This is a genomic window from Actinacidiphila sp. bgisy145 (genome assembly GCF_057708125.1).
Genome location: NZ_JBYIRL010000038.1, coordinates 1 through 26282, shown reverse-complemented (window position 1 = coordinate 26282; position 26282 = coordinate 1). Strand labels below are relative to the sequence as shown.

Below are 26282 nucleotides of genomic sequence, written 5' to 3'. Positions count from 1 at the left end.
CGGGGTCAGCGGCCGGACAAGGCGGGCTCGCCGACCGCGCCCTCGGGGTGGGCGGTGTGGTGCGCGGTGTGGTGGGCGAGCAGCCGGGTGAGCAGTGCGGTCAGCTCGGTGCGCTCCTCGTCGGTGAGCGGGGCGAGCAGGTCCTCCTGGGCCGTGTCGAGAACGGTGTCGAGGCGGTGCAGGTGGTCGCGGCCGTCCGGGGTGAGCGTGACCACGTTGCGGCGGCGGTCCTCGGGGTCGGGGGCGCGCCGGACCGCGTCCCGGGCCTCCAGCTCGTTGATCACCGCGACCAGGTCGCTGCGGTAGATGCCGGTGCGCCGGCTCAGCGTGGCCTGGCTGGCCGGGCCGTACTCCTCCAGGGCGGCCAGCACGGCGTAGTGCCACTTGCGGGCGTCGGCCGCGGCCAGCCGGCCGCTGACCATCCGCTCGCCCTGGGCCGCGGCCAGGTTCAGCAGACGGCTGGGCAGCGCCACGAGCCGCCGCGGCGTCGCCGCCTCTTCGCCCCGCCCGGCCCGGTCGGCCCCCTCAGCCCGGTCGGCCCGGTCGACCCCGTCATCCGGAAGCGGCTCATCGTGCGCGGTGTCCATGGCCGCATCGTACTCCGTTGTGTTTGTCGGACTAACGATATACGTTCATTAGCGCCCCGAACGTTAGTCACGCCAACGAAAGGCGGAGCCATGCCCACGGTGGACGTACTCGACTCCCACCTGCACTACGAACAGGCAGGGCCCGGCCGCGCGGACGCCCTCGGCGCGCCGCTGGTCTTCCTGCACGGCAACCCCACCTCCTCCCACCTGTGGCGGCATGTCCTGCCGAAGGCGGCCGCCGCCGGGCGGCACTGCCTGGCGCCCGACCTGATCGGCATGGGCCGCTCCGGCAAGCCCGCGATCGACTACTCCTTCGACGACCACGCCCGCTACCTCGACGCCTGGTTCGACGCGCTCGGCCTCACGCGGGCGGTGCTGGTCGGGCAGGACTGGGGCGGCGCGCTCGCCTTCGACCGCGCCGCGCGGCACCCGGGCACGGTCGCCGGACTCGCCGTCATGGAGACGATCGTGCGGCCGATGACGTGGGCGGAGTACCCGGCCGCCGCCCGGGCCCGCTTCGAGGCGTTCCGCACCCCCGGCACCGGGGAGGAACTGGTCCTGGACCGCAACGTGTTCATCGAGAACAGCTTCGGGCAGACCGTGCTCGGGCAGCTGCCCGCCGCCGACCACGACGTCTACCGGGCGCCGTACCCCACCCGCGCGTCCCGGCGGCCGCTGCTGCGCTGGGCCCGGTCGATGCCGCTGGACGGCGAGCCCGCCGACGTGGTCGCCCGGGTGAACGGCTACGCCGCCTGGCTCGCCGCGAGCCCCGGCACCCCCAAGCTGCTGCTGACCTTCGACTCCTCGCCCACCCTGATCATCGACGAGGCGATGGCGGCCTGGTGCGCCGATCACATGGCCGCGCTGGAGACCGAGCACTGCGGGCCCGCCGGCCACCTCGCGCCCGAGGACCGGCCGGACGCGATCGGGGCCGCGGTGACCTCGTGGGCCGCGCGGCACAGCCTGTAGCCTGCGGTCCTACGAGAGGACCGGAAGCACCATGCCGTTGCAGATCAGGGCCACCGACGCCGGCCACCCCGCCGACCTGCTCGACCTGCCGTGGGGTCTGCCGCTCGAACAGTGGCCCGACGAGACGCTGGTCGCGCTGCCGCGCGGCATCTCGCGGCACGTGGTGCGCTTCGCCCGCGCCGGCGACGAGGTCGTGGCGGTCAAGGAGGTCAGCGAGTGGGCCGCCGCCCGCGAGTACGAACTCCTGCGGGACCTGGACCGGTTGGCGATCCCCGCGGTCGACGCGATCGCGGTCGTCACCGGCCGTGAGGCGGCCGACGGCACCGCGCTGGAACCGGCGCTGGTCACCCGGCACCTGGGCGGCTCGCTGCCGTACCGGTCGATGTTCGAGACCACGATGCGGCCCGGCACCGTCAGCCGCCTGCTCGACGCGCTGGCGGTGCTGCTGGTGCGGCTGCACCTGGTCGGCTTCGCGTGGGGCGACTGCTCCCTGTCGAACACCCTCTTCCGCCGTGACGCCGGGGCGTACGCGGCCTACCTCGTGGACGCCGAGACCGGCCAGATACAGCCGCGGCTCAGCGCGGGGCAGCGCGACTACGACATCGACCTGGCCCGGGTGAACATCGCCGGCGAGCTGATGGACCTGGAGGCGGGCGGCTCCCTGCACCCCTCGGTGGACCCGGTCACCTTCGCCGAGGCGATCTGCTCCCGCTACGCCGACCTGTGGCACGAACTGACCCGCGAGTCCGTCTACCCGGCGGGCAAGCGGCACTACATCGACCGCCGGATACGCCGCCTCAACGACCTCGGCTTCGACGTCGCCGAGATGCAGATCCAGCGCTCGCCGGGCGGTGACACCGTCACCTTCCTGCCCAAGGTCGTGGACGCCGGGCACCACCAGCGCCAACTGCTGCGGCTGACCGGCCTGGACACCGAGGAGAACCAGGCCCGCAGCCTCCTCAACGACCTCGAGCAGTGGATGACCACGCAGGACGACTACGCCCCCGGCGACCCGCTCGGCGCCCGCCCGGAGGTCCTCGCCCACCGCTGGGTCCGCCAGGTCTTCCGCCCCACCGTCCGCCTGGTCCCCCTCGACCAGCGCGGCAGCATGGAACCCGCGCAGATCTACCACGAGCTCCTCGAACACCGCTGGTACCTCTCCGAGCAGGCCGAGCACGACGTCGGCATCGAAGCCACCGTGGCCAGCTACCTCAAGGACGTCCTCCCCCACATCCCCGACCCGGCCACGACCCCCGCCCCCACCGACGATTAGGCCGTGTCTGGCACATAGCGTCGTCCCGCCCGAAGGGCGGGGGTCCCTCCCAGGCGAAGCTCTGGGGGGACAGAGCGCAGCGGGCCGCGCCGACGGCCGACGACGCTGGGGGGCCTCCTCCCGCCGTAGGCAGGGGGAGAGCGTGCGTGCCAGGCCCCGTCGGCTGGGGGCGCCCCCATGCCCCCTGGCCATGGGGGGTGGGATTCGTCGGCACGGCCAACCCTCCTCCGCCGATCGGCGGCCGGTGCGGGCTCCGGGCGGCGGGCTCGAGGCGCGGTGGAGTGCGGGCGGCGGGAACCTTCGGCCCGGTGCCGGACACGTACAGGGCATGGAAGTGAACGACGTTGGCCCCACCGCGGCGGAGGAAGGCATATCCGACCGGGTGTTGTGGGCCTGGGCGGTCGACGGCGATCGCGAGGCGTTCGGGCGGATCTTCGACCGCCATGCGAAGACCGTCTACAACCACCTGTTCCGGCGGACCGCCGACTGGTCGGAGGCCGAGGACCTCACCTCGACGGTGTTCCTCCACGCCTGGCGCCGCCGTTCGGAGATCGTGCTGGACCGCGACTCGGCCCTGCCGTGGCTGCTGGGCATCGCCGAGCACCTGCTGTCCAACACCCGGCGGCGCCTGCGGCGCGCCGAGGCACTGCTGCACCGGCTCGTCTCCCATGACGAGCCGGCGGGCGACCACGCGGACCGCGTGGCCGGCCGGGTGGACGACGAGCGCCGGATGTCGCAGATCCACCGGGCGCTGGCCCGGCTGCCGCGCCATGAACGCGAGGTCGTCGAGCTGTGCGTGTGGTCGGGCCTGGACCAGCAGGCGGCCGCGGCGGCGCTGGGGGTGGCGGTGGGAACCGTCAAGTCCCGGCTGCACCGCGCGCGGCGCAGGCTCGGGGCCGACCTCGCCGGCGGACCAGGAGCCGCCGCGTCGTCTTCCGGTTCGAAGAATCCCGTCACCGCGGAGGAGGGCGCACGATGAACGACTCGCCAGGTGTTCCCGCGCCTCCCCCTGATCGTGAGCTGCCGCATCACCGGCGGCTCCGAGAGGACCTACTGATGAAGATCGACCCAGAGGACAAGCCGGCCTCGTTCGCCCGCAGGTGGGGGCTGCCGTTGGGCATCGCCGCCGGAGTCGCGGCGGCGAGCGTCGCGGCGGTGACCGTCTTCAGCGGGCAGGGGACGGCCCAGCCGGTCCGGGCCGGCAGCGGCGGACGGCCGACGGGCGCGGCCGCCTCGCCGAGTGCGGGCCGGGTCTCTCCGCCGGCCGGAGCGGGGACCGGCTCGACGCGGCCGTCGTCCCCCAGCGCCTCCCCCGCTTCCGGCACGTTCACCGTCACCGGCACGGCCACGACCCCGATCGCGCCCGGGACCGCCACCAAGATCCTGGCCTCGTGCCTGGGATCGGACGCGTCGGGCTACCACGCGGTGATCGCCGTCCGTACCCCGGCCGCCACCACCGACTGGGACGGCGCGGTGATCGCCGTCGACTCGGCCGGCCAGTACGTGCAGTGCGAGGCCAAGGGCGAGAAGGGGAGCAGCCAGGACCACCCGCCGACGTTCGTCAACAACCGCCTGTGGGGCACCGGTCACCTCGTGGAGTACTTCGACTCCGTCGGCGAGCCGGCCGGTTCGGGGCGCTACCTCTCCCTCGGCGCCGGGCACTACACCTCCGGCATCGCCAAGATCACCGTCAGCTACGGCGAGGACGCGGCCGAGTACCCGGCGGTCATGGCGGGCGGTGCGTTCTTCTACAGCGCGGCCTTCTCCACCGGCACGCCGGCCCCCAAGTACTTCTCCGCGACGGCGACCCCGTACGTCCACGCCTACGACGCGGCCGGCAAGGAGGTCTACGACCAGAAGAAGGACCCGCAGTTCGCCGCCGGCTCCCAGTAGCAGGCCGGCTCCGCACCCCGCGGCCCACCCCGACCCCCGTGTCTGCCCCTTCGGCCCCCGATACCGCTCCGGCGGCGGGTGGTGGGGAACACGGGGGCGGGCGGGGGGATTGATCAGGAGGAGGGGGGACCGCAAGGATCGAAAGGGATGTACTCGTGGATCTCGAACTGACCGGCCGCCGTGCCCTCGTCACCGGTGCAAGCCGGGGCATCGGGCTGGCCACCGCGAAGGCGCTGGCGGCGGAGGGCGCGGACGTGGGACTCGTCGCCCGGGGGGCCGAGGCGCTGGCCGCGGCGGTGGCAGAGGTGAAGGCGGTTGCGGGGCCGGGCCGTACGGTGGTGGGGCTGCGGGCCGACACCGGGGACGACGCGTCGGTGGCGGCACTGGCCGAGGAAGCGGTGCGGGCGCTGGGCGGGGTGGACATCCTGGTGAACTCCGCCGCGACCCCGAACCCCGGCAGCTTCCGGGAGGAGGAGCTGGAGGCCCAGTTCAACGTGAAGGTGCGCGGCTATCTGCGCACCGCGCGGGCGTTCGCGCCCGGGATGGTCGAGCGCGGCTGGGGCCGCGTCATCAACATCAGCGGGCTGGCGGCCCGTCAGACCGGGTCCGTGGTGGGCTCGGTGCGCAATGTGGCGGTGGCCGCGCTGAGCAAGAACCTCGCCGACGAGTTGGGCCCGCAGGGCGTCAACGTGGTGGTGGTGCACCCGGGCTTCACCCGTACCGAGAAGACCCCGCAGACCCTGGCCGCGATGGCGGCCGCGCACGGGGTGAGCGCCGAGGAGGTGGAGCGCAGGGCCGCGGCGGACATCTCGATCGGGCGGATCGTGACCGCGGCGGAGGTCGCCGACGTCATCGCGTTCCTGGCGAGCCCGAAGAGCGTGGCGCTCAACGGCGACCCGGTGCTGGCCGGCGGCGGCGTCCGCGGGCCGATCCACTACTGACCGCGTCGCACATTCGAGTGATGGTCTGATGATCCGTTAGTTCTGATGGTCGATCAGGCCGCGCGGGGCCGGCGAAGGCGTTCCTACGGTGGAGCGTGCCTTCGTCTGCCCCGCCGCCCGAGTCCCGTCCCTCCGCCGCCTCCCCGGTGCCCCGACCGGCGGCCCGGCCCGCGCGGGCCGCCAAGGGCGCCGCCGCAAAGGGCGCCCCCGTCAAGGGCCCGGCCCGCACCCGCACCGTCCCGCGCGCCGCCCGCGAGCCCGGGCCGTCCGCGCCCGCCCCGCGCCTGGCCGGGCTGGACGGACTGCGCGCCCTGGCGGTCGCCGCCGTCGTCGCCTACCACGTGCACCCGGGCTGGCTGCCCGGCGGCTACCTCGGGGTGGACGCCTTCTTCGGCATCAGCGGCTTCCTCATCACCCACCTGCTGGTGGCCGAGCACCGGCGGACCGGCCGGATCGCGCTCGCCGGGTTCTGGCGGCGCCGCGCGCTGCGCCTGCTGCCCGAACTCCTGCTGGTGCTGGCCGCCTGCGCGGCCACCGCGCGGCTGACCGCCGGGCTCGGCACCGGCATCGGCGACGGGCTGCGCGGCGACACCCTGGCCTCGCTGGCGTTCGTCAACAACTGGTGGCAGATCCACCAGGGCGCCGACTACTTCCACCACTTCGGCAGCCCGCCGCTGCTCCAGCACCTGTGGTCGCTGAGCGTGGAGGAGCAGTTCTACCTGGTCTGGCCGCTGCTGCTGGCCGCGCTCCTGCCGCTGCGCCGCGGCCGCCGCATGACGGCCGCGCTGCTCGCGCTGCTGGCAGCGGGCGGCGCGGCCGTCTCGCTGTGGCGGATGCACGCCCTCGGGCCCGGCGCCACCGGCGGCTCCCGGGCGTACTTCGGCACCGACTCGCACTGCGGGGCGCTGCTGGCCGGGTGCGCCGCCGCGCTGGCGCTGCCCGTGCTGGCCCGGTACGCCGACCGGCTGCCGCACCGGGGCCGGGCCGCTGTACGGACCGCGCTGGCCGTCCTCGTCGCCTTCGCGGTGCTCGGCCCGGGCAACGGCGTGATGTACGGGTGGGGGTTCGCCGCGGTCGCCGCCGCGACCACCACCGTGTGCGCGGGCTGCGCGCTCGGCGCCCAGCCGCGGCTGCTGGACACCGCGCCGCTGCGGCTGCTCGGCCGGCACTCGTACGGGCTGTACCTGTGGCACTGGCCGGTCGTGGTGACGGTGAACGCCCTGTGGCCGGACACCTCCACGTCGGTGCGCCTGCTGGAGCTCCTCGCGCCGCTGCCGCTGGCGGTCGCCGCGCGGCGGCTGGTCCGGCGCCCGACCGCGCTGCTGCGGGAGCGCGCGAGCGCCGCGAAGACCGCGGAGCGAGCGGCGGACGGGGCGGCGGACGGGGCGGCGGACGGCCCGGCCGCGGCGGTGCCGGCGCCGGGCGGCAGGCTCCACGGCCGGCCGCGGGACGGCCGCACCGCGTGGGGCCGGCTCCCCCGGCGCCATCCGGCGCTCACGGTACTGGCCGGCGCGGCCGCCCTCGCCACCGCCGCGGTGCTGGCCAGCCCGGCGTCGGCGCCCAGCGCCCTGGAGAACCAGCTGCGAGCCGGCGCGCAGTACGAGGCGACGCTCGCCGGGAAGGGCGGCGACGCCCGCGCGGCCGCGCCGCACGGCGCGTCCCGCGCCGCGGCCCCTCCCCCGGCGCCGGTGCCCGCGCCCCCCGCGGACTCCGGGCCGTCGGCCGCCCCGTCCCAGCCGGCCGCCGCGCCCTCCCCCGCCCCCGGCGGCGTGGACGGCACCGTGGACGGCAGCGACGTCACGGTGATCGGCGACTCCATCACGCTGGGCTCCGCGGAGGACCTGCACCGCCTGCTGCCCGGTGTCCGGCTCTACGCCCAGGTCGGGCGGATGATGGAGGACGCGCCGGACATCTGCGCGCAGCTACTGGCCCGGCACGAGCTGCGCGGCACCGTGGTCCTCGCGCTCGGCACCAACGCCACCTTCGGCGCGCAGGACGTGGACCGGGTGCGCGAGGTGGTCGGCGACCGGCGGATCGTGCTGACCACCGTCCGCGGGCCGTTCCCCTGGCAGGACAGCGTCAACAGCACGGTGCGCGACTACCACGCCCGTCACCCCGAGGTGCTGCTGGACGACTGGTACACCGATGTCGCCGGGCACCTGGACCTGCTGTGGATCGACCACGTCCACCCGCGCGGCGGCGCCGGTACCTCGCTCTTCGCGACCGGTCTGGCCGACACCCTGGCCGGCGGGGTCAGTTGAGGCAGAGCCCGAACACGCAGGGCGAGCTGCGGCTCGGGCTCGGGGTGGGCGAGGAGGACCCGGTGCCGGTGGGGGTGGCGCTCCGCGGCGGGGACGTGGCGGCGCTGGGGGTCGTCACACTGCCGGAGGCCGTGGTGCCCGGGGCGCGGGGTGCGGTGGTGGGGGCGGCGGACGCGGAGATGCCGGGGGCCGTGGCGGGCGGGGCCGCGGCGGAGGTGCGGGGGCGCGCGGCAGAGTGGCTGCCGGGCGGCGGGCTCGCGGTGGCGGTGGCGGCGCCGGGGCCCGTACGGCCGGGTGATGACGGGTCGTCGGAGACGGACACGGCGGGCGGGCGGGAGGAAGAGGACGAGCCGGCGGATATCACCGCCGCGGCGATCCCGGCGCCGACGAGGGCGAACGCGGCGACGACCGCGGCTCGGCGGCGGTTCCTGCGCTGCCGTTCCTCACCCGGCTCCGGGGTGTCCTCGGCGGTGCCGGAGCCGGCGGCCGGGCCGGATATGCCGGGCGGCGCGTGCCCGGACGGTTCCCTGGCGACGGGCTCCTCCGGCGGGAGCGCCACCTTGGCGGCCGCGGCGGGCAGGGCCGTGGTGGCAGCGGTCGCGGTCCCGTCGGCGGCCGCGTCCCCCGCCGGCGCCGGCGGCAGGTCGACCGGTGCGCGGCCGGCCGGGCTGCGGGGGTCGATGTCCGGCGCGTAGGCGCCGCATCCCGGGCACATGAAGGCGCCGTTGAGGGCGCGGCGGCAGCCCGCGCAGTAGTCCGACCGCGCGGCGGGCGGCTCGGCCGCGCGGCCCGGACGCGTCGACGGTGTGCTCACTGACCCCGATTCTCCCGCCGGGCTCCCGTTTCCCATGGGCCGCAAGGCTAGTTCACGCCCGGCCGGGCGCCCGGCCGGGGGCGGGTGCCCGCCTTCGGCGTGTCCCCACCGCCCGGCCCGCTCCTGCCCCATACCCGTACATGTCACGGCAGTCGGCGCTCCGCACGGTGTGCCGGGGCCGGCCGGCCGAGCCGGGCCAGCGGGGAGCACGCCATGTACAGCGGGGACAGCACGAGGGCGGCGGCGGTCACCAGCAGCGCGGTGCGCGGGCCGCAGTACGCGGCGAGGGCGCCGCCGAGCAGGGAGCCGAAGGGGCCCATGCCGATGCCCGCGACGTTGAGGGTGGCCACCACGCGGCCCTGGAACCGTACGGGCGTGGCGGCCTGCCGGATCGCCGTGGTGGTCACGTCGACGAGCTGGCCGAAGGCGCCGAACAGCACGTTGACCGCGGTGAGGGCGGCGAGCGTGGCGGGGCCGGAGCCGTGCAGCGCGGGTACGCCCAGCATCACGCCGTCGGCGAGCGCGGCCGACCCGACGAGCACCGGGCCGAGGCCGAGCCGGGACGGCAGCCGTGCGGCCAGCGCCGAACCCGCCAGCGCGCCCGGGCCGGTGGCGGCGAGCACGAGTCCGACCGCGCCGCCGGACAGGTGCAGGGTGCGCGGCAGGAACAGCAGGTAGACGGTCATCAGGGCGGCGAAGGAGAACTGGAAGAGGGCCGACGCGGCGCCGACGGCGCGCAGCACCGGGTCGCGTACGACGAGCCGGAGCCCCTCGCGGATCTGCCGCCGCACGCCGCCGGCCCCGGGTGACGGCGTGTCAGCGGCATGGTGGCCGCCGGGCCGGACCCGGCGCACGGCGAGTGCGGACAGCGCGAACAGGGCGGTGCAGCCCGCGGCGGCGAAGGGTGCGCCCAGCAGCGAGACCAGTCCCCCGCCGAGCGCGGGCCCGGCGATCCGGGCGGCGGACCTGCTGCCTTCGAGCACGCCGTTGCCCTCGGTGAGCCGCTGCCGCGGCACCAGCCGGACCAGCGTGGACTGGTAGGCCACGTCGAAGCACACCGACAGGGAGCCGGTGAGGAAGGACAGGGCGAGCAGCAGCGGCAGGCCGAGCCCGCCCAGGAGGTAGGCGAGCGGGACCGCGGCGAGGACGGCGGCGCGGCCGAGGTCGGCGAGGACCATGACCCGGGTGGAGCGGCGGCGGTCCACCCACACGCCGACCAGCAGCGACAGCAGCAGGATCGGCGCCTGCTCGGCGGCGCGCAGCAGGCCGAGCCGGCCGGGTCCGGCGTGCAGCGCCACGACGGCGAGCAGCGGCAGCACCGTGGCCGCGGCCTGCTCGCCGAGCTGGGAGGCGGTCTGGCCGGACCAGAACCGCCGGAAGTCGGGGTCCCGCAGCAGCCCGGCAGGGGGTTCGGCACGGGTGGGTGCGGGCGGCGGAACGTGTGCGGGAGGCGGCGGAGGTACGGTCGGCACGGGTGCCCCTTGGGTCGCGAACAGCGGCGCCGGTGGCGGGGGGCGCGCGGTTGCCGCGCCCCGGGACCGGGCAGGGAAGGGCTCGCTGTGCCGCGCGCCGGCCGCAGGCCGGTACCGGGCGGGCGCCGTTGCCGGGCGCCGACCGTGTTCAGGGGCAGCACGCGATGACGGGTCGGAGACGACCTACGGCGTCAGCGCGCGCTTCGGTGACCGGGCACCTCAACTCTCCTTCTGCGACGACCGCCACATCGTAGCGGCGGGACGGGTGGCGCGGGCGGGTCGGTCCGCCGCGGGCGGGGGCGGCGGGCCGAGGATGCGCCCCATGGTCACCAAGAGCTTCGCCGCCGCGTTCATCACCTTCTTCTCCGTCGTCGGCCCGCCGAAGGTGCTGCTGTCGTTCGCGCACCTGGCACGCCTGCACGAGCGCGGGCGGCTGCGGCTGATCGCGCTGCTGTCGTCGGTGCTGGCGCTGGCGGTGGGCGCGCTCGCCGGGTTCACGGCGCCCTGGCTGCTGGAGCTGTTCCACATCTCGGCGCCCGCGCTGCTGGTGGCGGGCGGCATCATCTTCTTCATCTACGCGATCGGCCTGGTGCTCGGGGTGCACCTGGGCGTCGAGGCGCCGGACGAGGACCAGCCGGACGTGGTGGGCGGGATCAGGGTGCTGCTGATGCCGTTCGTGGTCAGCCCGCTGGCGCTGACCGCGATCCTCATCGAGGCGTCCGAGCGCGACTCGTGGTCCTGGCGCGGCACGGTCGTGGGCGCGTACGAGACGGTGATCGTGCTCGACCTGGCCTGCGTGCTGGTGCTGGCGCCGCTGCTGCGCCGGACGCACCACACCGTCATCGAACTGCTCAGCCGCCTGCTCGGGCTGCTGCTGGCGGCGGTCGGCGTCGATGTGGTGCTCAACGGGCTGGGCGCGCTGGGGGTGCCGGGGCTGGGCCGCGGCGGGCACTGACCCGCGCGGCCCCGGCCCCCGCCCCGGCCCTGGCGCTCAGCCCCGGGCGCGTGGCTACCCTTCCTGCTGCCCGCTCTGCTCCTGGGCGAGCAGCTCGAACTCCAGGGCGCCGTCCAGCGATTCGCGGATGAGGTCGGCGTGGCCCGCGTGCCGGGCCTGCTCCCCGATGAGGTGGAGCAGAATCCAGCGGGCGCTGCGCTTGGCGTCCTTGGGGAACCACGGCGCCTCGGGCAGCGCGACGCCGACGTCGAGGGTGGGCAGGGCGGCGACGGCTTCCCGGGTGGCGCGCGCCACCGCGTCGAGTTCGGCGAGGACGTCGGACAGCCGCTCGCCGGGCAGCAGTTGGAACTCGTCGGCCCAGTCCTCGGGGCCCTGGACGCGCTGGGGCTCCTGGCGGCCCATCAGGACGACCTGCACCCAGTCGTGCTCGCGGCGCGCCGCGTGCTTGACGAGGCCGCCGAGCGACATCGTGCTGGCGCTGGGGTGGGCGGCGGCCTGCTCGTCGGTGAGCCCGAGCACCGCCCGGCGCAGCGCGCCGCGCTGGGCGTCGAGGAACTGAAGCAGGGCGTCGCGCTCGTCGGTCTCCGCGTTCACCAGGCTCGGCATGGGTGTGCACCTCTCGGTCCTGCGGCCCCGGCTCTCCGGCGCCGTCCGTCGTGATGCCCCCAACGGTAGGGAGCAATGCGGTCAGGTTCGGTCCGCGAGGGCCCGGGCCCGGGCGGCGGGCCCCGGGCCCGGGTGGTGGGCCGTCACGGGCGCGGAGTTCAGGGCGAGTTGGCCGGGGCGTGGTGGTGCGGGTGATACCGCTGGGGCTAGGGTCGGGGCGCCCGAGCCCGCCACCGCGCCCGCGCACGTGGTCGGGGCCGGGCATGCCGAGCGCTCCGCCCGACCACCTTGGGGGTTTTTGTGAACGCCACCGCACTGCGCCGCCGCGCGACCGCCCTGATCATCGCCACCGCCGCCGCCACCGCCCTGGGCACCGCGACCGCCCGGGCGGACGACTCCCCCGGCGGCTGGGTGGCCGCGGGCAGTTCGACGGTGAACTCCGTGACCGGCGGCGAGGGCATCGCCACCAAGGCCGACGGCTCGCTGCTCACCCGGGGCCTGGGCTCGGTGCCGCTGCGGCTGCGGGTCCAGGGCTGGAACCACGTCGGCGACCCGGACATCGTGGGCGGCTACGTCTACGACGCCTACCAGGGCGGCGACGACGCCACGTCGAAGCTCTTCGAGGTCACCACGCCGTCCGGCGCGACCTACGACTACACGCACCCGCTGGACTCCGGCGAGCTGCTGAACAACTCGTTCGCCGCGGTCTCCCCCGACGCCCAGTGGCTGGTGGAGGGCGAGTGGGGCACCGAGGGCCGGCTCCAGGTCTTCCCCGCGCCGCTGACCAACTCCTCGACGCCGGCCACCGGCGGCACCCTCCCGCAGGCCGGGCAGATCACGCTGGACCGCAGCGTCGACGACATCCAGGGCTGCGACTTCGTCTCCGCGACGCGCCTGGTGTGCTCCTCCGACGACGCGGCGAAGGACGTCGTCCAGGTCGACCTGCCGCACGCGCTGGACGGCACCGCGGTCACCGGGCAGGTCACCACGCTCTTCCAGCTCCCGCAGAGCAGCATCTGCTCGGGCACCTTCGAGGCCGAGGGCATCGACTACGACATGGCGGCGAAGCTGCTGCGGGTGGAGATCGTGCCGCCGAGCGTGTGCGAGGTCGCCACGACGGTGTACGCCTACCGCCCGACCACCGGCTGACGCCCGCGGGGCGCCTTCGGGCGCCCTTCCCGCGGCCCCTTCTACACCCTCGCCGGGCCGAAATGTCCCGGTGAGACATCCGTCCCGGTGGGACATTTGTCTCACCGGGAAAAATGTCCCACCGGGACATTCGGGCGTAGCGTCGTACCCATGGACGCCGACGTACCAGGACAGCGCGGCACCGCCGGGACCGACCGGCGGCTGCTGCGGGCCCGCCGCACCCGGGAGGCACTCGCCACCGCCGCGGTCGAGCTGATCCTGGAGCGGGGGCTGGCCGCCACCACGGTGGAGGCCGTCGCCGAACGCGCGGACGTCACCCGCCGCACCTTCAGCCGGTACTTCACCGGCAAGGAGGATGCCGCGCTCGGCTTCGTCCGCGACGACGGCGAGCGGATCAACGCGCTGCTGCGCACCCGCCCCGCCGACGAGCCGCCGCTGCTGGCCTACCGCCGGGCGGTCCGCGCCTGGCTCACCGACCCGCGCACCCCGGCCCGCCACCTGCGGCCGCAGATGCGCCGGATCATCGCCCTGCTCGACTCCGAGCCCACGCTCTTCGCGGCCTACGAGCGCATCCGTGTGGACGCGCAGGACGAGTCGGTGCGGATCGTCGCCGAGCGGCTGGGCACCGACACCCTGCGGGACCTGCGCCCGGCCGTGGTCGTGGAGGCCGCGGCGGGCGTGCTGACCGCCGCGCTGCGCGCCTGGGCCCACACCCCGCAGGACACGGCGGCCCCCGGCGGCCCGGGCGCCGACCTCACCGACCTGGTCGAGCGCGCCTACGACGTCCTCTCCAGCCAGGCCGCCTCGGCGGCCGCACACCGCAGCACCGCACCATCACGCACCACCGAACCATCACGCACTACCGATGAGTGAGAACACCATGAGCAACACCCCCAGCTCCACCCCGGCCACCGGCTCCACCGAGTTCGCCGGCCGCACCGCCCTCGTCACCGGCGCCGCCTCCGGCATCGGCCTGGCCACCGCCCGGCTGCTGGCCGCCGGCGGCGCCCACGTCGTCATCGCCGACTACGACACCGCCGGCGCCGAGCGGGCCGCCGCGGCCCTGACCGCCGACGGGCTGTCGGCCGCGGCCACCACCCTCGACGTGACCGTCCCGGACTCCGTGGCGGCGGCCGTCGCCTTCGCCACCGAGACCTTCGGCGGCCTCGACCTCGCCGTGAACAACGCCGGGATCGGCGGCCCGAGCGCGCCCACCGGCGCGTACGACATCGCCGCGTACGACCGGGTGATCCGCACCAACCTCGACGGCGTCTTCTACTGCCTGCGCCACGAGCTGCCCGCCATCGAGGCCACCGGCCGCGGCGGCGCCATCGTCAACGTCGCCTCGATCCTCGGGTCCGTCGGCTTCGCCGGCTCGCCCGCCTACGTGGCCGCCAAGCACGGCGTGGTCGGGCTGACGAAGTCCGCGGCGGCCGAGTACTCCGCGCGCGGTATCCGGATCAACTCCGTGGGCCCCGGCTTCATCGAGACGCCGCTGCTCCAGGCGATGGACGACCAGGCGCGGGCCGCGCTGGTCGGCCTGCACCCGGCCGGTCGGCTGGGCCGGCCCGAGGAGGTCGCCGAGCTGATCGGGTTCCTGCTCTCCGACCGCGCCTCCTTCGTCACCGGCAGCTACCACCTGGTGGACGGCGCCTACACCGCCGTCTGAGCCGCGAGATCCGTCCCGCTGGAGAGGAGAACCCCCATGAAGGCCCTGCAGTACCGCACCATCGGCGCCGCTCCCGAGGTGGTGACCGTTCCCGACCCCGAGCCCGGCCCCGGCCAGGTGCTCCTGAAGGTCACCGCCGCCGGCGTGTGCCACAGCGACATCGCCGTGATGAGCTGGCCGGCCGACGGCTTCCCGTACCAGCTGCCGCTCACCCTCGGCCACGAGGGCGTCGGCACCGTGGTCGCGCTCGGCGCGGGCGCGACCGGGGTCCGCGAGGGCGACGCCGTCGCGGTCTACGGCCCCTGGGGCTGCGGCCAGTGCGCCAAGTGCGCGGAGGGCAAGGAGAACTACTGCCTGCGCGCCGACGAGCTGGGCATCCGCCCGCCCGGGCTCGGCGCGCCCGGCGCCATCGCCGAGTACCTGCTCGTGGACGACCCGCGCCACCTGGTGCCGCTGGGCGGGCTCGACCCGGTGGCGGCGGTGCCGCTGACCGACGCGGGCCTGACGCCCTATCACGCGATCAAGCGGGCGCTGCCCAAGCTGGTGCCCGGCTCCACCGCGGTCGTCATCGGCACCGGCGGCCTCGGGCACACCGCGATCCAGCTGCTGCGGGCGCTGAGCCCGGCCCGGGTCGTCGCCCTGGACGTCAGCGAGGACAAGCTGCGGCTGGCACGCGAGGTCGGCGCCCATGAGGCGGTGCTCTCCGACGACAAGGCGGGCGCCGCGGTCCGCGAGCTGACCGGCGGGCTGGGCGCGCAGGCGGTCTTCGACTTCGTCGGCGCCGAACCCACCCTGCGCACGGCCGCGGCCGTGGCCGGCATCGAGGCCGAGGTGGCCGTCGTCGGGATCGCCGGCGGCACGCTGCCGGTCGGGTTCGGCGCGCTGCCGTTCGAGGTGACGGCGTACGCCCCGTACTGGGGCAGCCGCGGCGAGCTCCAGGAGGTGCTTGCGCTGGCCCGCACCGGCGAGGTCTCCGTGCACACCGAGACCTTCTCGCTGGACGAGGCGCCGCGGGCGTACGAGCGGCTGCACGCCGGGCAGATCAACGGGCGCGCGGTCATCCTGCCCAACGGCTGACCGCCCACGTCCCCGGCAGCCGCCGCCCGGCCACCGACTGGCCACTGGCCGGTGGGCGGCTACCGGGCGGCGGCCAGGAACACCCGGCCGCCGATCTCGATGGTGCCGTCGGCGCCGGGCGCGCAGAGGATCTGCGCGCCCGGCGCCTGCGTGACGTTCAGGGCCCGTTGCAGTTCGTGGGCGAGCAGCAGCGCGCCCGCGCCGGTGGACCCGGCGCCCGGACCGAGTTCGGCGCCGACGACCCGCCCGGCCGCCTCGTCGGCCCACGCCCACGCGTAGACGCGCTCCGCGCTGCCGTCCGCCGGCAGCCCGAGGACCTGGGCCGGGTCGGCGTACTGCCGCAGCTCCCACGGCCCGGGCCACTCCGCGGCCGCGGTGACCCAGCCGAACTCCCCGTCGTGCCGGGCGAACACGTCGCCGAGCGCGGGCAGTTCCAGGATCTCCAGGTCCAGCAGCCACGCCGCGCCGATCAGCGCGTGCGGGTCGGCCGCCACGCCCTGTCCGGGCCGGTGCACCTCGACGGCGCCGCGTTCCGGGTCGTCCACGAAGACGGTGTGCGGGCAGCCGAGCCGGGCCGCCAGCTCCTGCCGCGCGTGCCGGTCGGGATACGGCCGCCCGTCGCGTACGACCGCGACCTCGCTGCCGTGGCGGCGGTCGGGGCCGCACAGGACGCTCAGGACGTCGATACCGGGACGGGTGGCGGGCACGGGAGCATTCAACCAGCCCCTGCCGGACCGGGGCCGGGCAGGCGGTTTCCGGGCAGCCGGGGACCGGACCGCACCGGAGTCGCGACGGTTCGGTCCGGCCGCGCAAGCAACCTACACCAGACGTTAAGTGACGCTTCGTCAGCCCAGCGCGTCGACCCCGGTCAGCTCCGCCGACAGGGCCCACAGCCGGGCCGCCTGCTCGGGGTCGGCCGCGTAGTCCTTGACGCCGGTGCGGGGGCCGCCGGGCACCGCGGGGGCCGCGATGTCGCAGTCCTCCAGGTAGACCCCGCCCTTGCCGTCGAGTTGCGGCGAGGTCGCGGCGAACACCTGGGTGGCGGCGCCCTGTTCGGGGGTCTTGAAGCCGGCCGGGTTCAGCGGGTTGCCGTCGGCGTCGATCCAGCCGCGGTCCACCATCTCCTGCCGCGGCAGGTGGCGCTGGAGCGGGGTGAGGATGCCGCCCGGGTGCAGCGAGAAGGCGCGCACACCGCGGTCGCGGGCGAGGGTGTCGAGGTGGCGGGCGAAGAGCGCGTTGGCGGTCTTGGCCTGCCCGTACGCCTCCCACTTGTCGTAGTGCCCCTGGTCGAAGTGGAGGTCGTCCCAGCGGATCGGGGAGTAGTGGTGGCCGGCGGAGGAGACCGAGACGACCCGGCCGCGGCCCCGCTCGATGGCCGGCCACAACCGGTTGACCAGCGCGTGGTGGCCGAGGTGGTTGGTGGCGAACTGCGCCTCCCAGCCCGGGCCCACCCGGGTCTCGGGGCAGGCCATGACGGCGGCGCTGTTGATGGTGAGGTGGATGTCGCGGCCGGTGGCGAGGAACCGCTCGGCGAACTTCTCGACGCTTCCGAGGTCGGCGAGGTCCAGCTCGTCCAGCTCCACGCCGTCGATCCCGGCCAGCGCCTCCCGCGCGGTGTCGGGGCGGCGGGCCGGCACGACGACGTGCGCGCCGGCCGCGGCCAGCGCGCGGGTGGTCTCCAGGCCGAGCCCGGAGTAGCCGCCGGTGACGACCGCGAGCTTCCCCGTCAGGTCGATGCCGCGCAGGACCTCGGCCGCGGTGCTCTCGGCGCCGAATCCGGAGGCGATGGGCTGCTGTGGTGTGGTCATGCGGTCGAGGCTAGGAGCTGGAGTGCGCTCGAAGGCAAGCGGTCGCGCGGCGCGGCGGCGGGATTCGGCCCGCGGCTCACGGGCCGGCCGGGTGCGCGGAGCCCGGCGGGTGCGGCGGGCGGTCTTCCGGGTGCGGCGGGGCGGTCGGAGCGGGCGGAGCCTGCGGGCCGTGCGCGGCCTGCGGGCCCTGCGGCCGCGCCGGCCGGGACAGGGCGGCCGTCGCCACGTACGACACCACGACCGCCAGGATCACCAGCGGCATCACGGTCAGCCCGTCCCGGCCGATCAGGAGCGTGGCCAGCAGCACCGAGGTGAGCGGCAGCCTGAGCACCGCGACGCTCATCGCGCCCATGCCGGTGGCGAACGCGGCGACCAGCGGCAGCCCGGGCAGGTGCGACATCAGCACCCCGCCGGCGGCGCCGACGTACAGGGACGGGAAGATCGGGCCGCCCCGGAAGGCGCTCAGCGACGCGGCGTACGCGAGGCCCTTGCACGCCAGGAGCAGGAAGAGGGTGCCGACGGAATAGCCGGCCGCGCCGGACAGCAGCGGGCCCATGGCGCTCTGCCCGGAGTACAGCACGTCGGTGGCGGGCTTGTCCGAGCCCTGCGCGTAGGCGACCGCCAGGCCCGCGACGAGCAGGCCGAGCAGCACCGTCAGCGGCAGCCGGCGCACCTCGACCCGGTCGCGCGAGCGCCGTGCCAGCCACCGGATCGCGGCCGCGAGCAGGGCCGCGGCCAGCCCGATCAGCAGCGCCCAGCCGAACTGGGCCGCGGTCGGGTCGGCCGCCTTCGGCACGTCAGGCAGCTTCAGGGAGTACGTCCCCAGGCCCGTCCAGGACCCGATGCCGACGAAGATCAGCGCGCCGATGCCCGACGCCAGCAGCCCCGGCACCAGCACCGGGCCCAGCATCGGCCCGCCCAGCCCGGCCGCCTCCATCAGCAGGAACGCCCCCAGCAGCGGGGAGCCGAGCAGTGAACTGACCGCCGCGAAGCTGCCGGTGGCGCCGACCACGGCGTAGACGCGCGCGGGCAGCCCCGGGCGCAGCAGCCGGACCGACCCGGCGGCCAGCCCGCCCCCGAGCGCGAGCAGCGGCGCCTCCGGGCCGAGCACCGCGCCGAACGCCAGGGTGGCGAGCGCGGCCAGCAGGATGCCCGGCAGCGCGGTCAGCGCCGGGGTGCCGGCGGCGGAGAACCCGTCGGTGGGCTCATGGCCGCCGCGGCCGGGCAGGTACCGCACGCACAGTGCGGTCAGCAGCCCGCCGACCGCGAGCAGCGGCACCGGCCACCACGGCGGTGTCCCGTCGAACCCCAGGCCGCGGGGCAGGTCGTGGTAGAGCAGCGGTTCGAGCTTCCCGACCAGCGCGAGGAAGCCGAACGCCGCCGCCGAGACCGGTACGCCCAGCAGCACCGCGAACGCCAGCAGGACCAGGTAGCTGCGGCTGCGCAGCAGCGTGTCCGCGTCGCCCGCCGCACCTTCCGCCGTCCCCGCCGCGCCTTCCGCCCCGGCTGCCCCGCCCGCCATGACCCACCGCCTCGACCCCGACCGCACGCGCGTGCTCCGACCCGCCGAGCCAAGCACCGCGCGCCGCCGTACCCTTCGGCCGACACCTGCCGGTTCACCCGCGGGAGCGGCGCACGCGTCCGAATGCCGCACTGCGCCGGCCCGCCCGCGCCGATCTTCCGCCCGCGCGACGACCGTCACACCGCACACCGCACACGCACGGTAACCGATTCGGTGCGCTGCGTCCGCTACGGTGGGCCGATGACAGCTCACGCCGGAGCGCGCTGCCTGGTGACCGGGGCGACCGGGTACATCGGTGGCCGGCTCGTGCCCCAACTCCTCGACGCCGGCTACGCGGTGCGCTGCCTGGCCCGCACCCCGGTGAAGCTGCGCGACTACCCGTGGGCGGACCGGGTCGAGGTCGCGGCCGGGGACGTGCTGGACCCGGCGGCGGTGCGCGCGGCCCTGGCAGACGTCGAGGTGGCGTACTACCTGGTGCACGCGCTGGGTACGGGCGCCGGGTTCGAGTACACCGACCGTACGGCCGCGCGGATCTTCGCCGAGCAGGCCCGCGCGGCGGGGGTGCGGCGCATCGTCTACCTGGGCGGGCTGACCCCACCCGGCGTGCCGGTGGGGCGGCTCTCGCCGCACCTGCGCTCGCGGACCGAGGTCGGCGAGATCCTGCTGTCGTCGGGCGTGCCGACCGCGGTGCTGCGGGCGGCGGTGATCCTGGGGTCGGGTTCGGCGTCGTTCGAGATGCTGCGCTACCTCACCGAGCGGCTGCCGGCGATGGTGACGCCGAGTTGGGTGCGCACCCGGATGCAGCCGATCGCGGTGCGGGACGTGCTGCGCTACCTGGTGGGCGCCGCGGCCATCCCGGCGGACGTGAACCGGACCTTCGACATCGGCGGCACCGGCGTGGTGACGTACCGGGAGATGATGCGGCGGTACGCGGCGGCGGCCGGGCTGCCGCGGCGGGTGATCGTGCCGGTGCCGGTGCTGACGCCGAAGCTGTCCAGCCGCTGGGTGGGGCTGGTGACCCCGGTCCCGGCGGGGGTGGCGCGGCCGCTCGCGGAGTCGCTGCGGCACGAAGTGGTCTGCCGCGAGCACGACATCGCCGCCTACGTGCCCGATCCGCCGGGCGCGCCGCTCGACGTGGACACCGCGCTGCGGCTGGCGCTGCAACGGGTGCGGGACGCCGAGGTGACCACGCGCTGGTCGTCGGCGTCGGTGCCGGGCGCGCCGAGCGACCCGCTGCCGACCGACCCGGACTGGGCCGGCGGCAGCCTCTACACCGACGTCCGCGAGGCCCCGGTGGCCGCCTCGCCGGACCGGCTGTGGCGGGTGATCGAGGGGATCGGCGGCGAACACGGCTGGTACTCCTTCCCGTTGGCGTGGGCGGTGCGCGGCCGGCTGGACCGGCTGGTGGGCGGGGTCGGGCTGCGGCGCGGGCGGCGGGACGCGCAACGGCTGCGGGTCGGGGACTCGTTGGACTTCTGGCGGGTGGAGGAGATCGAACGGGGGAAGCTGCTGCGGCTGCGCGCCGAGATGCGGCTGCCGGGCCCGGCGTGGCTGGAGATGCGGGCCGGGACCGGGCCGGACGGCCGCACCCGCTACCGGCAGCGGGCCGTCTTCCAGCCGCACGGCCTGTTCGGGCACCTCTACTGGTGGTCCATCTCCCCTTTCCACACGGCCGTCTTCGGCGGCATGGCCCGCAACATCGCGCGGGCGGCGGAACGTGCGGAGCAGGCGCCGGACGAGGGCCGTACGCCGGACGGGGACCGTGGTACGCCGGAGGGTCCCGGGTCCCGGCCGTCGGGGAAGGGGCCTGCCGTATGAGCCCGGCCCGCGCCTCCCGGCCCGCCGGCTCCGCGGACGGCACCTCCCGCGCGGTCGTGCTGTTCACCTCGGACCTGCGGCTGCACGACCACCCGCCGCTGCGCGCCGCGCTGGCCGGCGCGGCCGAGGTGGTGCCGCTGTTCGTGCGCGACCCGGCGGTGGCGGCCGCCGGGTTCGCCGCGCCCAACCGGCTGGCGTTCCTCGCGGATTGCCTGGCCGCGCTGGACCAGGGGCTGCGCGAGCGCGGCGGGCGGCTGGTGCTGCGCGAGGGCGGGACGGTCGCGCAGGTGTGCGCGGTGGCGCGGGAGGCGGACGCCGCCGACGTCCATGTGGCGGCCGGGTGCAGCGCCTTCGCGCAGCGCCGCGAGGAGCGGCTGCGGCGCGCGCTGGCCGCGGACGGGCGGCGGCTGCACGTCCATGACGCGGTGGTCACGGCGGTGCCGCCGGGCCGGGTCGTCCCGAACGGCTCGTCGCACTTCGCGGTGTTCACGCCGTACTTCCGGCGCTGGCAGCAGGAGGGGCTGCGCGTTCCGCTGCCGGCGCCGCGCGCGGTACGGGTGCCGGCGGCGGTGCGGTCGGCGCGGATCGAGCCGCGCTCGGCGGTCGGCGGGGTGTCGCCCGAACTGGCCGCGGGCGGCGAGGCGGTGGCCCGGCGGCTGCTGGGCAGCTGGCTGCGGCACGGCGTCGAGGCGTACGAGGACCGCCACGACGATTTGGCGGGAGACGCGACGTCGCGGCTCTCGCCGCACCTGCACTTCGGCACGCTGTCGCCGGTGGAGGCGGTGCGGCGGGCGCGGGCGAAGGGCGGGCCGGGCGCGGAGGCGTTCGTCCGGCAAGTGTGCTGGCGCGACTTCCACCACCAGGTGCTGGCGGCGAATCCGGCGGTGGCGGCGGCCGACTACCGTACCCGGCAGGACCGTTGGCGTACGGGGGCGGCGGCGGAGGCCGACACCGAGGCATGGCGGCAGGGCCGGACCGGCTACCCGGTGGTGGACGCGGCGATGCGGCAGCTGCGGGCCGAGGGCTGGATGCACAACCGGGGGCGGCTGCTGGCGGCGAGCTTCCTCACCAAGACGCTCTACGTGGACTGGCGGATCGGGGCACGGCACTTCCTGGAGCTGCTGGTCGACGGCGACGTGGCGAACAACCAGCTCAACTGGCAGTGGGTGGCCGGCACCGGCACCGACTCGCGCCCCAACCGCGTGCTCAACCCGCTGCTCCAGGCCCGGCGCTACGACCCGGACGGCGGCTATGTGCGGCGCTGGGTACCGGAGTTGGCCGGGGTGGCGGGTGCGGCGGTGCACGAGCCGTGGAAGCTGTCCCCGCGGGAGCGCGCCGGGTGCGGGGAGTATCCGGAGCCGGTGGTGGAACTCGCCGACGGGCTGGCCCGCTTCCGGCGGGGGCGGGGCCTGGAGTAGGCCCCGTCGGACCCATGGCGTCGGCCGGCCCCGGGCCGCCCCGGGGGCCGGCGCCCGTCGGCGCCCGGCGCCCCACCGCCGTGATCGACCCCGTTGGTCCGTCGCAGACGCTTGACGCGGCGGAAGCCTTGCCCGCATCTTGGAGAGCGCTCTCCGCACTCTCCCCCACCCGCCTCGGAACCCCCACTCCACGGTTGCCGGCTGACGGAACGGGCGTACCGCGCACCGGGCCGTCCTCCACGTCCCCGCACACCGCCGCGGCACGCCCCGGGCCGCCCACCGGGCCCCCGCCGGCCGGCCGAGTGGCATGGCACCGCCGAAGCGGAACACGCAACCGAAGGGAACGCCATGAGGCTCCTCCCGCTCGCGCGGCCGCGGCCGCCGGAACCCGAGCGCGGCAGGTCGAGACCGCCGCGTCGCCGGCCGCTTCCGCGCCTACGGTCCCCCCGCCGGCAGCCCCCACGCCTACAGCCGTCGCACCAACGGCCTTCGCAGCAACGGCGCTCGCGCGGCGGCCCGATGGCCCGCACGCTGGTCCTGGTGATGGCCCTGCTCGGCCTGTCACTGGCCGGCGCCGGGGCGCTCACCTCGGCCCAGGCGGCCGGCGGCGGTGCCTTCGGCGGCACACCGGCGGCCGTCCCGGGCACGGTCGAGGCCGCGAACTACGACACCGGCGGCGAGGGCGTCGCCTACCACGTGCTCTCCACGAACGGCAGCGCCAACGGCTACCGCGCCGACGGGGTGGACCTGGAGGCCACCGCGGACGGGCAGGGCACCAGCGCGCCCGGCGGCGCGTACGACATGGGCTGGACCACGCCGGGCCAGTGGTTCACGTACACCGTCGACGCGGCCGCCGCCGGTAACTACACGATCGGCTTCCGGCTGGCCTCGCCGTACGGGATCACCGACGCGCTGCACGTCGCCGACTCCTCCGGCGCCGACCTGACCGGCAAGGTCGCCGCCCCCAACACCGGCGGCTACGAGACGTGGACCACGGTCACCGTCGACGTCACCCTGCCGGCCGGCCGGCAGACGCTCACCGTCGACCAGGACACCAACGGCTGGAACTTCCACGCCATGACCTTCACCCAGGGCGGCGGCGGAGGCAGCGGCGGCACCGGAGGGACCGCCCCCACCACGTACTGCGGCACCGACGACCTCGCCCTGGACCAGCCGACCACCGCCTCCTCGACGCAGGACGCGACCGCCTACCCGGCGACGGGCGCCACCGACGGCAATCCCGGCACCCGGTGGTCCAGCGCCGCCGCCGACCCGCAGTGGCTGGAGGTCGACCTCGGCTCCGCCCAGCAGATCTGCGGCGCGGACCTGCTGTGGGAAGCCGCGTACGCCACCGCGTACCAGGTCCAGGTCTCCGGCAACGGCACCGACTGGACGCCGGTGTACTCCACGACGACCGGGGACGGCGGCACCGACGCGCTGGCGTTCTCCACCACCTCCCGCTACATCCGGGTCTACGCGACGGCTCGCGGCACCCAGTTCGGTGACTCGATCTTCGAGTTCGAGGTCTACGGCCTGACCACGACCCCGCCGGTCACCGGCGGCAACGGCGACGGCGGCAACGGGACCTGCCCGTGGGTGGGCTCCACCGCGCCGGTCGCCCAGCGGGTGCAGCAGGTGCTGGACACCATGAACCGCTCCGAGGAGGTCACGCTGCTGTCCGGAGACGGCAGTTCGTCGTACATCGGCCAGGTCGGGGGCATCCCGGACCTGTGCATCCCGGCGCTGAACCTGGAGGACGGCCCGTCCGGGGTCGGTGACGGCAACGGCGGTGTGACGGCCTTCCCCGACGGTGAGAACGCCGCCGCGACCTGGGACCCGGCGCTGATCCAGCAGGAGGGCGCGGCCAAGGGCGCGGAGTTCGCCGGTAAGGGCGCGAACGTCGCGCTCGGCCCGACGACGAACCTGGTGCGCGACCCGCGCTGGGGCCGGACCTACGAGACCTACGGCGAGGACCCGTACCTGGCCGGCCAGGTCACCTCGGCGGAGGTCGAGGGGCTCCAGAGCCAGGGGGTGATGGCCGAGGTCAAACACGCCGCCGCCTACGACCAGGAGCAGTACCCCAACGGCGGGAACAACGAGACGGTCAGTCAGAAGGCGCTCGAGGAGCTGTACCTGGCGCCCTTCCAGGCCGCCGCCGAGCAGTCCGCGCCGGGCTCGATGATGTGCTCGTACGCCGTGGTCAACGGCGCGCCTTCGTGCGCGAGCGCGCAGATGCTCCTGCGCGGGCTCGACCAGCAGGCGGACTACGGCGGCTTCGTCGTCTCCGACTGGGGGGCCGCGGGCAACGCCGTCGCGGACGCCCAGGGCGGCATGGACGTGGCGATGCCGTTCTCCGACGCGAGCGACGTCTCCGCCGCGCTCACCGCCGGGACGCTGAAGCAGGCGACCGTGAACGCCGTGGTGGCCCGCATCCTGACCCAGATGTTCGCCTTCGGCCTGTTCGACAACCCGCCGTCCGGGTCGCTCTCCGCCACCGTCACCACGCAGGCGCACCAGCAGACCGCGCTGAAGCTCGGTGAGGAGGGCACCGTGCTGCTGAAGAACAACGGGCTGCTGCCGCTGAACCCGGACATGACAGGGTCCGTCGCGGTCATCGGCACCGACGGCGGCGCCGCGGTCGAACTCGCCGGCGGCGGCAGCGGCGGGGTCACCAGTGCCAACACCGTCTGGCCGCTGACCGGCGTGCAGGACGCGGTGGGCCCGAACGTCAAGGTCACCTACACCGCCGGTGACGACAACGGGACCGCCGACATCCAGCAGGCGGTCGACGCGGCCAAAGCCGCCACCGACGCGATCGTCTACGTCAGCGCCCCGGAGGGCGAGGAGAGCGACCTGTCCACGCTCGACCTGTCCAGTACGGACGAGACGATGATCAACGATGTGGCCGCGGCGAACCCGAACACCGTCGTGGTGGTCAACAGCGGTTCGCCGGTGGTCATGCCGTGGCTGGACAAGGTCGCCGGCGTGTTCGAGAACTGGTACGGCGGAGGGGAGACCGGCGCCGCCACGGCCGCGCTGATCTTCGGCGCCGCCGACCCGTCGGGCAAGCTGCCGGTCACCTTCCCCAGCAGCCTGAGCCAGGTCCCGGCGCAGACCACCGCGCAGTGGCCGGGCACCCCGACCGGGCCGGTCTACAGCGAGGGCGTGGACATCGGCTACCGCTGGTATCAGTCGCAGAACATCACGCCCGCCTTCCCGTTCGGCTTCGGGCTGTCGTACACGAAGTTCTCCTTCTCCGACCTGAGCGTGGGGGCCTTCGACGCCGACGGCAGGGCCACGGTGACCGCGAAGATCACCAACACCGGGTCGGTGGCGGGCGCGGACGTGGCGCAGTTGTACGTCGGCGACCCGGCCGCCAGCCAGGACCCGCCGGAGCAACTGGCGGGCTTCCAGCGGGTGTCGCTGGACCCGGGGCAGAGCGCCACGGTCGCCTTCCCGCTCACCGTCCACGACCTGGCGTCCTGGTCGGCGGCGGACAACCAGTGGGAGGCGGCCGCGGGCACGTACGCGATCAGGGTCGGGGACTCCTCCGCCAGCCTGCCGCTGTCCGGCTCGACCGGCCTGGCGCACACCCTGACCGGGCAGGTCGCCGCCGGTGCCTCGGCGGCCGGCGTGTCGCCTGCCAACACGGCCGTCAGCGCGAACGTCACCGCGAACTCGGGGGTGGCGGGCGCCGAGACGGTCGGCGTGGTCAATCCGCACGGCTACAGCAGCCCGAAGGGCAGGGCGGCGTCGTTCACCGTGCAGGCGGCCGACTCCGACACCACGCAGCCGCTCACCTTCACCGCGACCGGGCTGCCGCCCGGCATCGGTATCGCGTCGAACGGCACCGTCTCCGGCTCGGGTACCGCCACCGGGACCTACACGGTGACCGTGACGGCCAAGGACCCGAGAGGAGCGTCCGGTTCGGCCACCTTCGTGTGGTCCGTCACGCAGTGAGCGCGCTCGCCCTGCTCCGATGCCGATGACGGCGCGGTCGGCGTCCCGCCGGCCGCGGGCCGCGGTGGACGAGCGGCGGCGGACGTGCGG

The 26282-nt window shown here is 75.6% G+C and carries 21 protein-coding genes; 14 read left to right on the top strand and 7 right to left on the bottom strand.

Annotated features, from left to right (window positions below):
• Positions 1-5: 5 nt before the first annotated feature.
• Positions 6-587 carry a MarR family winged helix-turn-helix transcriptional regulator gene (locus AC3ERT_RS28635; protein ID WP_435177638.1) on the bottom strand — a complete coding sequence of 194 codons (582 nt, stop codon included), beginning with the start codon at positions 585-587 and terminating at the stop codon, positions 6-8.
• A 90-nt stretch (positions 588-677) separates the two neighbouring features.
• Between AC3ERT_RS28635 and AC3ERT_RS28630 the strand changes: the two genes are divergently transcribed.
• From AC3ERT_RS28630 to AC3ERT_RS28605, 6 genes are all read left to right on the top strand, one after another.
• Complete coding sequence (locus AC3ERT_RS28630; RefSeq protein WP_435177637.1) at positions 678-1556, top strand: haloalkane dehalogenase; 879 nt, start codon at positions 678-680, stop codon at positions 1554-1556.
• 31 nt (positions 1557-1587) lie between these two features.
• Positions 1588-2829 carry a DUF4032 domain-containing protein gene (locus AC3ERT_RS28625; RefSeq protein WP_435135843.1) on the top strand — a complete coding sequence of 414 codons (1242 nt, stop codon included), beginning with the start codon at positions 1588-1590 and terminating at the stop codon, positions 2827-2829.
• Positions 2830-3157: 328 nt separating this feature from the next.
• Complete coding sequence (locus AC3ERT_RS28620) at positions 3158-3808, top strand: RNA polymerase sigma factor (RefSeq protein ID WP_435135841.1); 651 nt, start codon at positions 3158-3160, stop codon at positions 3806-3808.
• Positions 3809-3885: 77 nt separating this feature from the next.
• Complete coding sequence (locus tag AC3ERT_RS28615) at positions 3886-4722, top strand: hypothetical protein (RefSeq protein WP_435177636.1); 837 nt, start codon at positions 3886-3888, stop codon at positions 4720-4722.
• Positions 4723-4877: 155 nt separating this feature from the next.
• Entirely contained in the window at positions 4878-5663 is a 786-nt protein-coding gene (locus AC3ERT_RS28610) for an SDR family NAD(P)-dependent oxidoreductase (RefSeq protein ID WP_435177635.1), read from the top strand.
• Between the two features lie 95 nt (positions 5664-5758).
• The gene (locus AC3ERT_RS28605; protein ID WP_435177634.1) at positions 5759-7924 is read left to right on the top strand and encodes an acyltransferase family protein; all 2166 of its coding nucleotides are present in this window, start codon (positions 5759-5761) and stop codon (positions 7922-7924) included.
• Here the strand turns inward: AC3ERT_RS28605 and AC3ERT_RS28600 are convergent.
• Together AC3ERT_RS28600 and AC3ERT_RS28595 are read right to left on the bottom strand one after the other, a co-directional pair.
• Positions 7917-8738, bottom strand: a complete 822-nt coding sequence (locus tag AC3ERT_RS28600) for an SCO2400 family protein (protein ID WP_435177633.1) — start codon at positions 8736-8738, stop codon at positions 7917-7919. The genes AC3ERT_RS28605 and AC3ERT_RS28600 overlap by 8 nt on opposite strands.
• Before the next feature lie 143 nt (positions 8739-8881).
• Positions 8882-10210 (bottom strand): MFS transporter, encoded by a 1329-nt coding sequence (locus AC3ERT_RS28595; protein WP_435135832.1) that lies wholly within the window; start codon positions 10208-10210, stop codon positions 8882-8884.
• A gap of 322 nt (positions 10211-10532) precedes the next feature.
• On the opposite strand from AC3ERT_RS28595, the gene AC3ERT_RS28590 reads away from it, so the two are divergent.
• Positions 10533-11165: a MarC family protein gene (locus AC3ERT_RS28590; RefSeq protein ID WP_435135830.1), complete on the top strand. Its 633-nt coding sequence runs from the start codon at positions 10533-10535 to the stop codon at positions 11163-11165.
• A gap of 54 nt (positions 11166-11219) precedes the next feature.
• On the opposite strand, the gene AC3ERT_RS28585 is transcribed toward AC3ERT_RS28590, so the two are convergent.
• Complete coding sequence (locus AC3ERT_RS28585) at positions 11220-11771, bottom strand: DinB family protein (RefSeq protein WP_435135828.1); 552 nt, start codon at positions 11769-11771, stop codon at positions 11220-11222.
• Positions 11772-12071: 300 nt separating this feature from the next.
• On the opposite strand from AC3ERT_RS28585, the gene AC3ERT_RS28580 reads away from it, so the two are divergent.
• The 4 genes from AC3ERT_RS28580 to AC3ERT_RS28565 all read left to right on the top strand — a co-directional run bounded on the left by AC3ERT_RS28580 (position 12072) and on the right by AC3ERT_RS28565 (position 15666).
• On the top strand, positions 12072-12920 hold the full coding sequence (locus AC3ERT_RS28580; protein WP_435177632.1) for a hypothetical protein: 849 nt from the start codon (positions 12072-12074) through the stop codon (positions 12918-12920).
• Between the two features lie 150 nt (positions 12921-13070).
• Positions 13071-13793, top strand: coding sequence for a TetR family transcriptional regulator (locus tag AC3ERT_RS28575; protein WP_335976575.1), 723 nt, complete (start codon positions 13071-13073; stop codon positions 13791-13793).
• A 7-nt stretch (positions 13794-13800) separates the two neighbouring features.
• A complete protein-coding gene (locus tag AC3ERT_RS28570; RefSeq protein ID WP_335976926.1) occupies positions 13801-14589 on the top strand; it encodes an SDR family NAD(P)-dependent oxidoreductase in 789 nt (262 codons plus the stop codon).
• A gap of 36 nt (positions 14590-14625) precedes the next feature.
• Positions 14626-15666 (top strand): NAD(P)-dependent alcohol dehydrogenase, encoded by a 1041-nt coding sequence (locus AC3ERT_RS28565; protein ID WP_335976578.1) that lies wholly within the window; start codon positions 14626-14628, stop codon positions 15664-15666.
• Positions 15667-15725: 59 nt separating this feature from the next.
• Here the strand turns inward: AC3ERT_RS28565 and AC3ERT_RS28560 are convergent, their stop codons facing one another.
• The 3 genes from AC3ERT_RS28560 to AC3ERT_RS28550 all read right to left on the bottom strand — a co-directional run bounded on the left by AC3ERT_RS28560 (position 15726) and on the right by AC3ERT_RS28550 (position 18996).
• Positions 15726-16373: a PhzF family phenazine biosynthesis protein gene (locus AC3ERT_RS28560; protein ID WP_435135824.1), complete on the bottom strand. Its 648-nt coding sequence runs from the start codon at positions 16371-16373 to the stop codon at positions 15726-15728.
• Positions 16374-16511: 138 nt separating this feature from the next.
• Positions 16512-17474, bottom strand: a complete 963-nt coding sequence (locus tag AC3ERT_RS28555; protein WP_335976584.1) for an SDR family NAD(P)-dependent oxidoreductase — start codon at positions 17472-17474, stop codon at positions 16512-16514.
• Between the two features lie 76 nt (positions 17475-17550).
• Positions 17551-18996: a chloride channel protein gene (locus tag AC3ERT_RS28550; protein ID WP_435177631.1), complete on the bottom strand. Its 1446-nt coding sequence runs from the start codon at positions 18994-18996 to the stop codon at positions 17551-17553.
• 240 nt (positions 18997-19236) lie between these two features.
• Here AC3ERT_RS28550 and AC3ERT_RS28545 point away from each other — a divergent pair, with 240 nt between their 5' ends.
• From AC3ERT_RS28545 to AC3ERT_RS28535, 3 genes are all read left to right on the top strand, one after another.
• Entirely contained in the window at positions 19237-20814 is a 1578-nt protein-coding gene (locus AC3ERT_RS28545; RefSeq protein ID WP_435177629.1) for an SDR family oxidoreductase, read from the top strand.
• Positions 20811-22232: a cryptochrome/photolyase family protein gene (locus AC3ERT_RS28540; protein WP_435177627.1), complete on the top strand. Its 1422-nt coding sequence runs from the start codon at positions 20811-20813 to the stop codon at positions 22230-22232. Before AC3ERT_RS28545 ends, AC3ERT_RS28540 begins: the two co-directional genes overlap by 4 nt.
• Before the next feature lie 519 nt (positions 22233-22751).
• The gene (locus tag AC3ERT_RS28535; RefSeq protein ID WP_435177625.1) at positions 22752-26192 is read left to right on the top strand and encodes a glycoside hydrolase family 3 C-terminal domain-containing protein; all 3441 of its coding nucleotides are present in this window, start codon (positions 22752-22754) and stop codon (positions 26190-26192) included.
• Positions 26193-26282: the final 90 nt, after the last annotated feature.

Coding starts and splice junctions, on each gene's coding strand:
- AC3ERT_RS28635 (WP_435177638.1), bottom strand. CDS start 587: ATGGACACCGCGCACGATGAGCCGCTTCCGGATGACGGGGTCGACCGG.
- AC3ERT_RS28630 (WP_435177637.1), top strand. CDS start 678: ATGCCCACGGTGGACGTACTCGACTCCCACCTGCACTACGAACAGGCA.
- AC3ERT_RS28625 (WP_435135843.1), top strand. CDS start 1,588: ATGCCGTTGCAGATCAGGGCCACCGACGCCGGCCACCCCGCCGACCTG.
- AC3ERT_RS28620 (WP_435135841.1), top strand. CDS start 3,158: ATGGAAGTGAACGACGTTGGCCCCACCGCGGCGGAGGAAGGCATATCC.
- AC3ERT_RS28615 (WP_435177636.1), top strand. CDS start 3,886: ATGAAGATCGACCCAGAGGACAAGCCGGCCTCGTTCGCCCGCAGGTGG.
- AC3ERT_RS28590 (WP_435135830.1), top strand. CDS start 10,533: ATGGTCACCAAGAGCTTCGCCGCCGCGTTCATCACCTTCTTCTCCGTC.
- AC3ERT_RS28585 (WP_435135828.1), bottom strand. CDS start 11,771: ATGCCGAGCCTGGTGAACGCGGAGACCGACGAGCGCGACGCCCTGCTT.
- AC3ERT_RS28575 (WP_335976575.1), top strand. CDS start 13,071: ATGGACGCCGACGTACCAGGACAGCGCGGCACCGCCGGGACCGACCGG.
- AC3ERT_RS28570 (WP_335976926.1), top strand. CDS start 13,801: ATGAGCAACACCCCCAGCTCCACCCCGGCCACCGGCTCCACCGAGTTC.
- AC3ERT_RS28565 (WP_335976578.1), top strand. CDS start 14,626: ATGAAGGCCCTGCAGTACCGCACCATCGGCGCCGCTCCCGAGGTGGTG.
- AC3ERT_RS28555 (WP_335976584.1), bottom strand. CDS start 17,474: ATGACCACACCACAGCAGCCCATCGCCTCCGGATTCGGCGCCGAGAGC.
- AC3ERT_RS28550 (WP_435177631.1), bottom strand. CDS start 18,996: ATGGCGGGCGGGGCAGCCGGGGCGGAAGGCGCGGCGGGGACGGCGGAA.
- AC3ERT_RS28545 (WP_435177629.1), top strand. CDS start 19,237: ATGACAGCTCACGCCGGAGCGCGCTGCCTGGTGACCGGGGCGACCGGG.
- AC3ERT_RS28540 (WP_435177627.1), top strand. CDS start 20,811: ATGAGCCCGGCCCGCGCCTCCCGGCCCGCCGGCTCCGCGGACGGCACC.
- AC3ERT_RS28535 (WP_435177625.1), top strand. CDS start 22,752: ATGGCCCGCACGCTGGTCCTGGTGATGGCCCTGCTCGGCCTGTCACTG.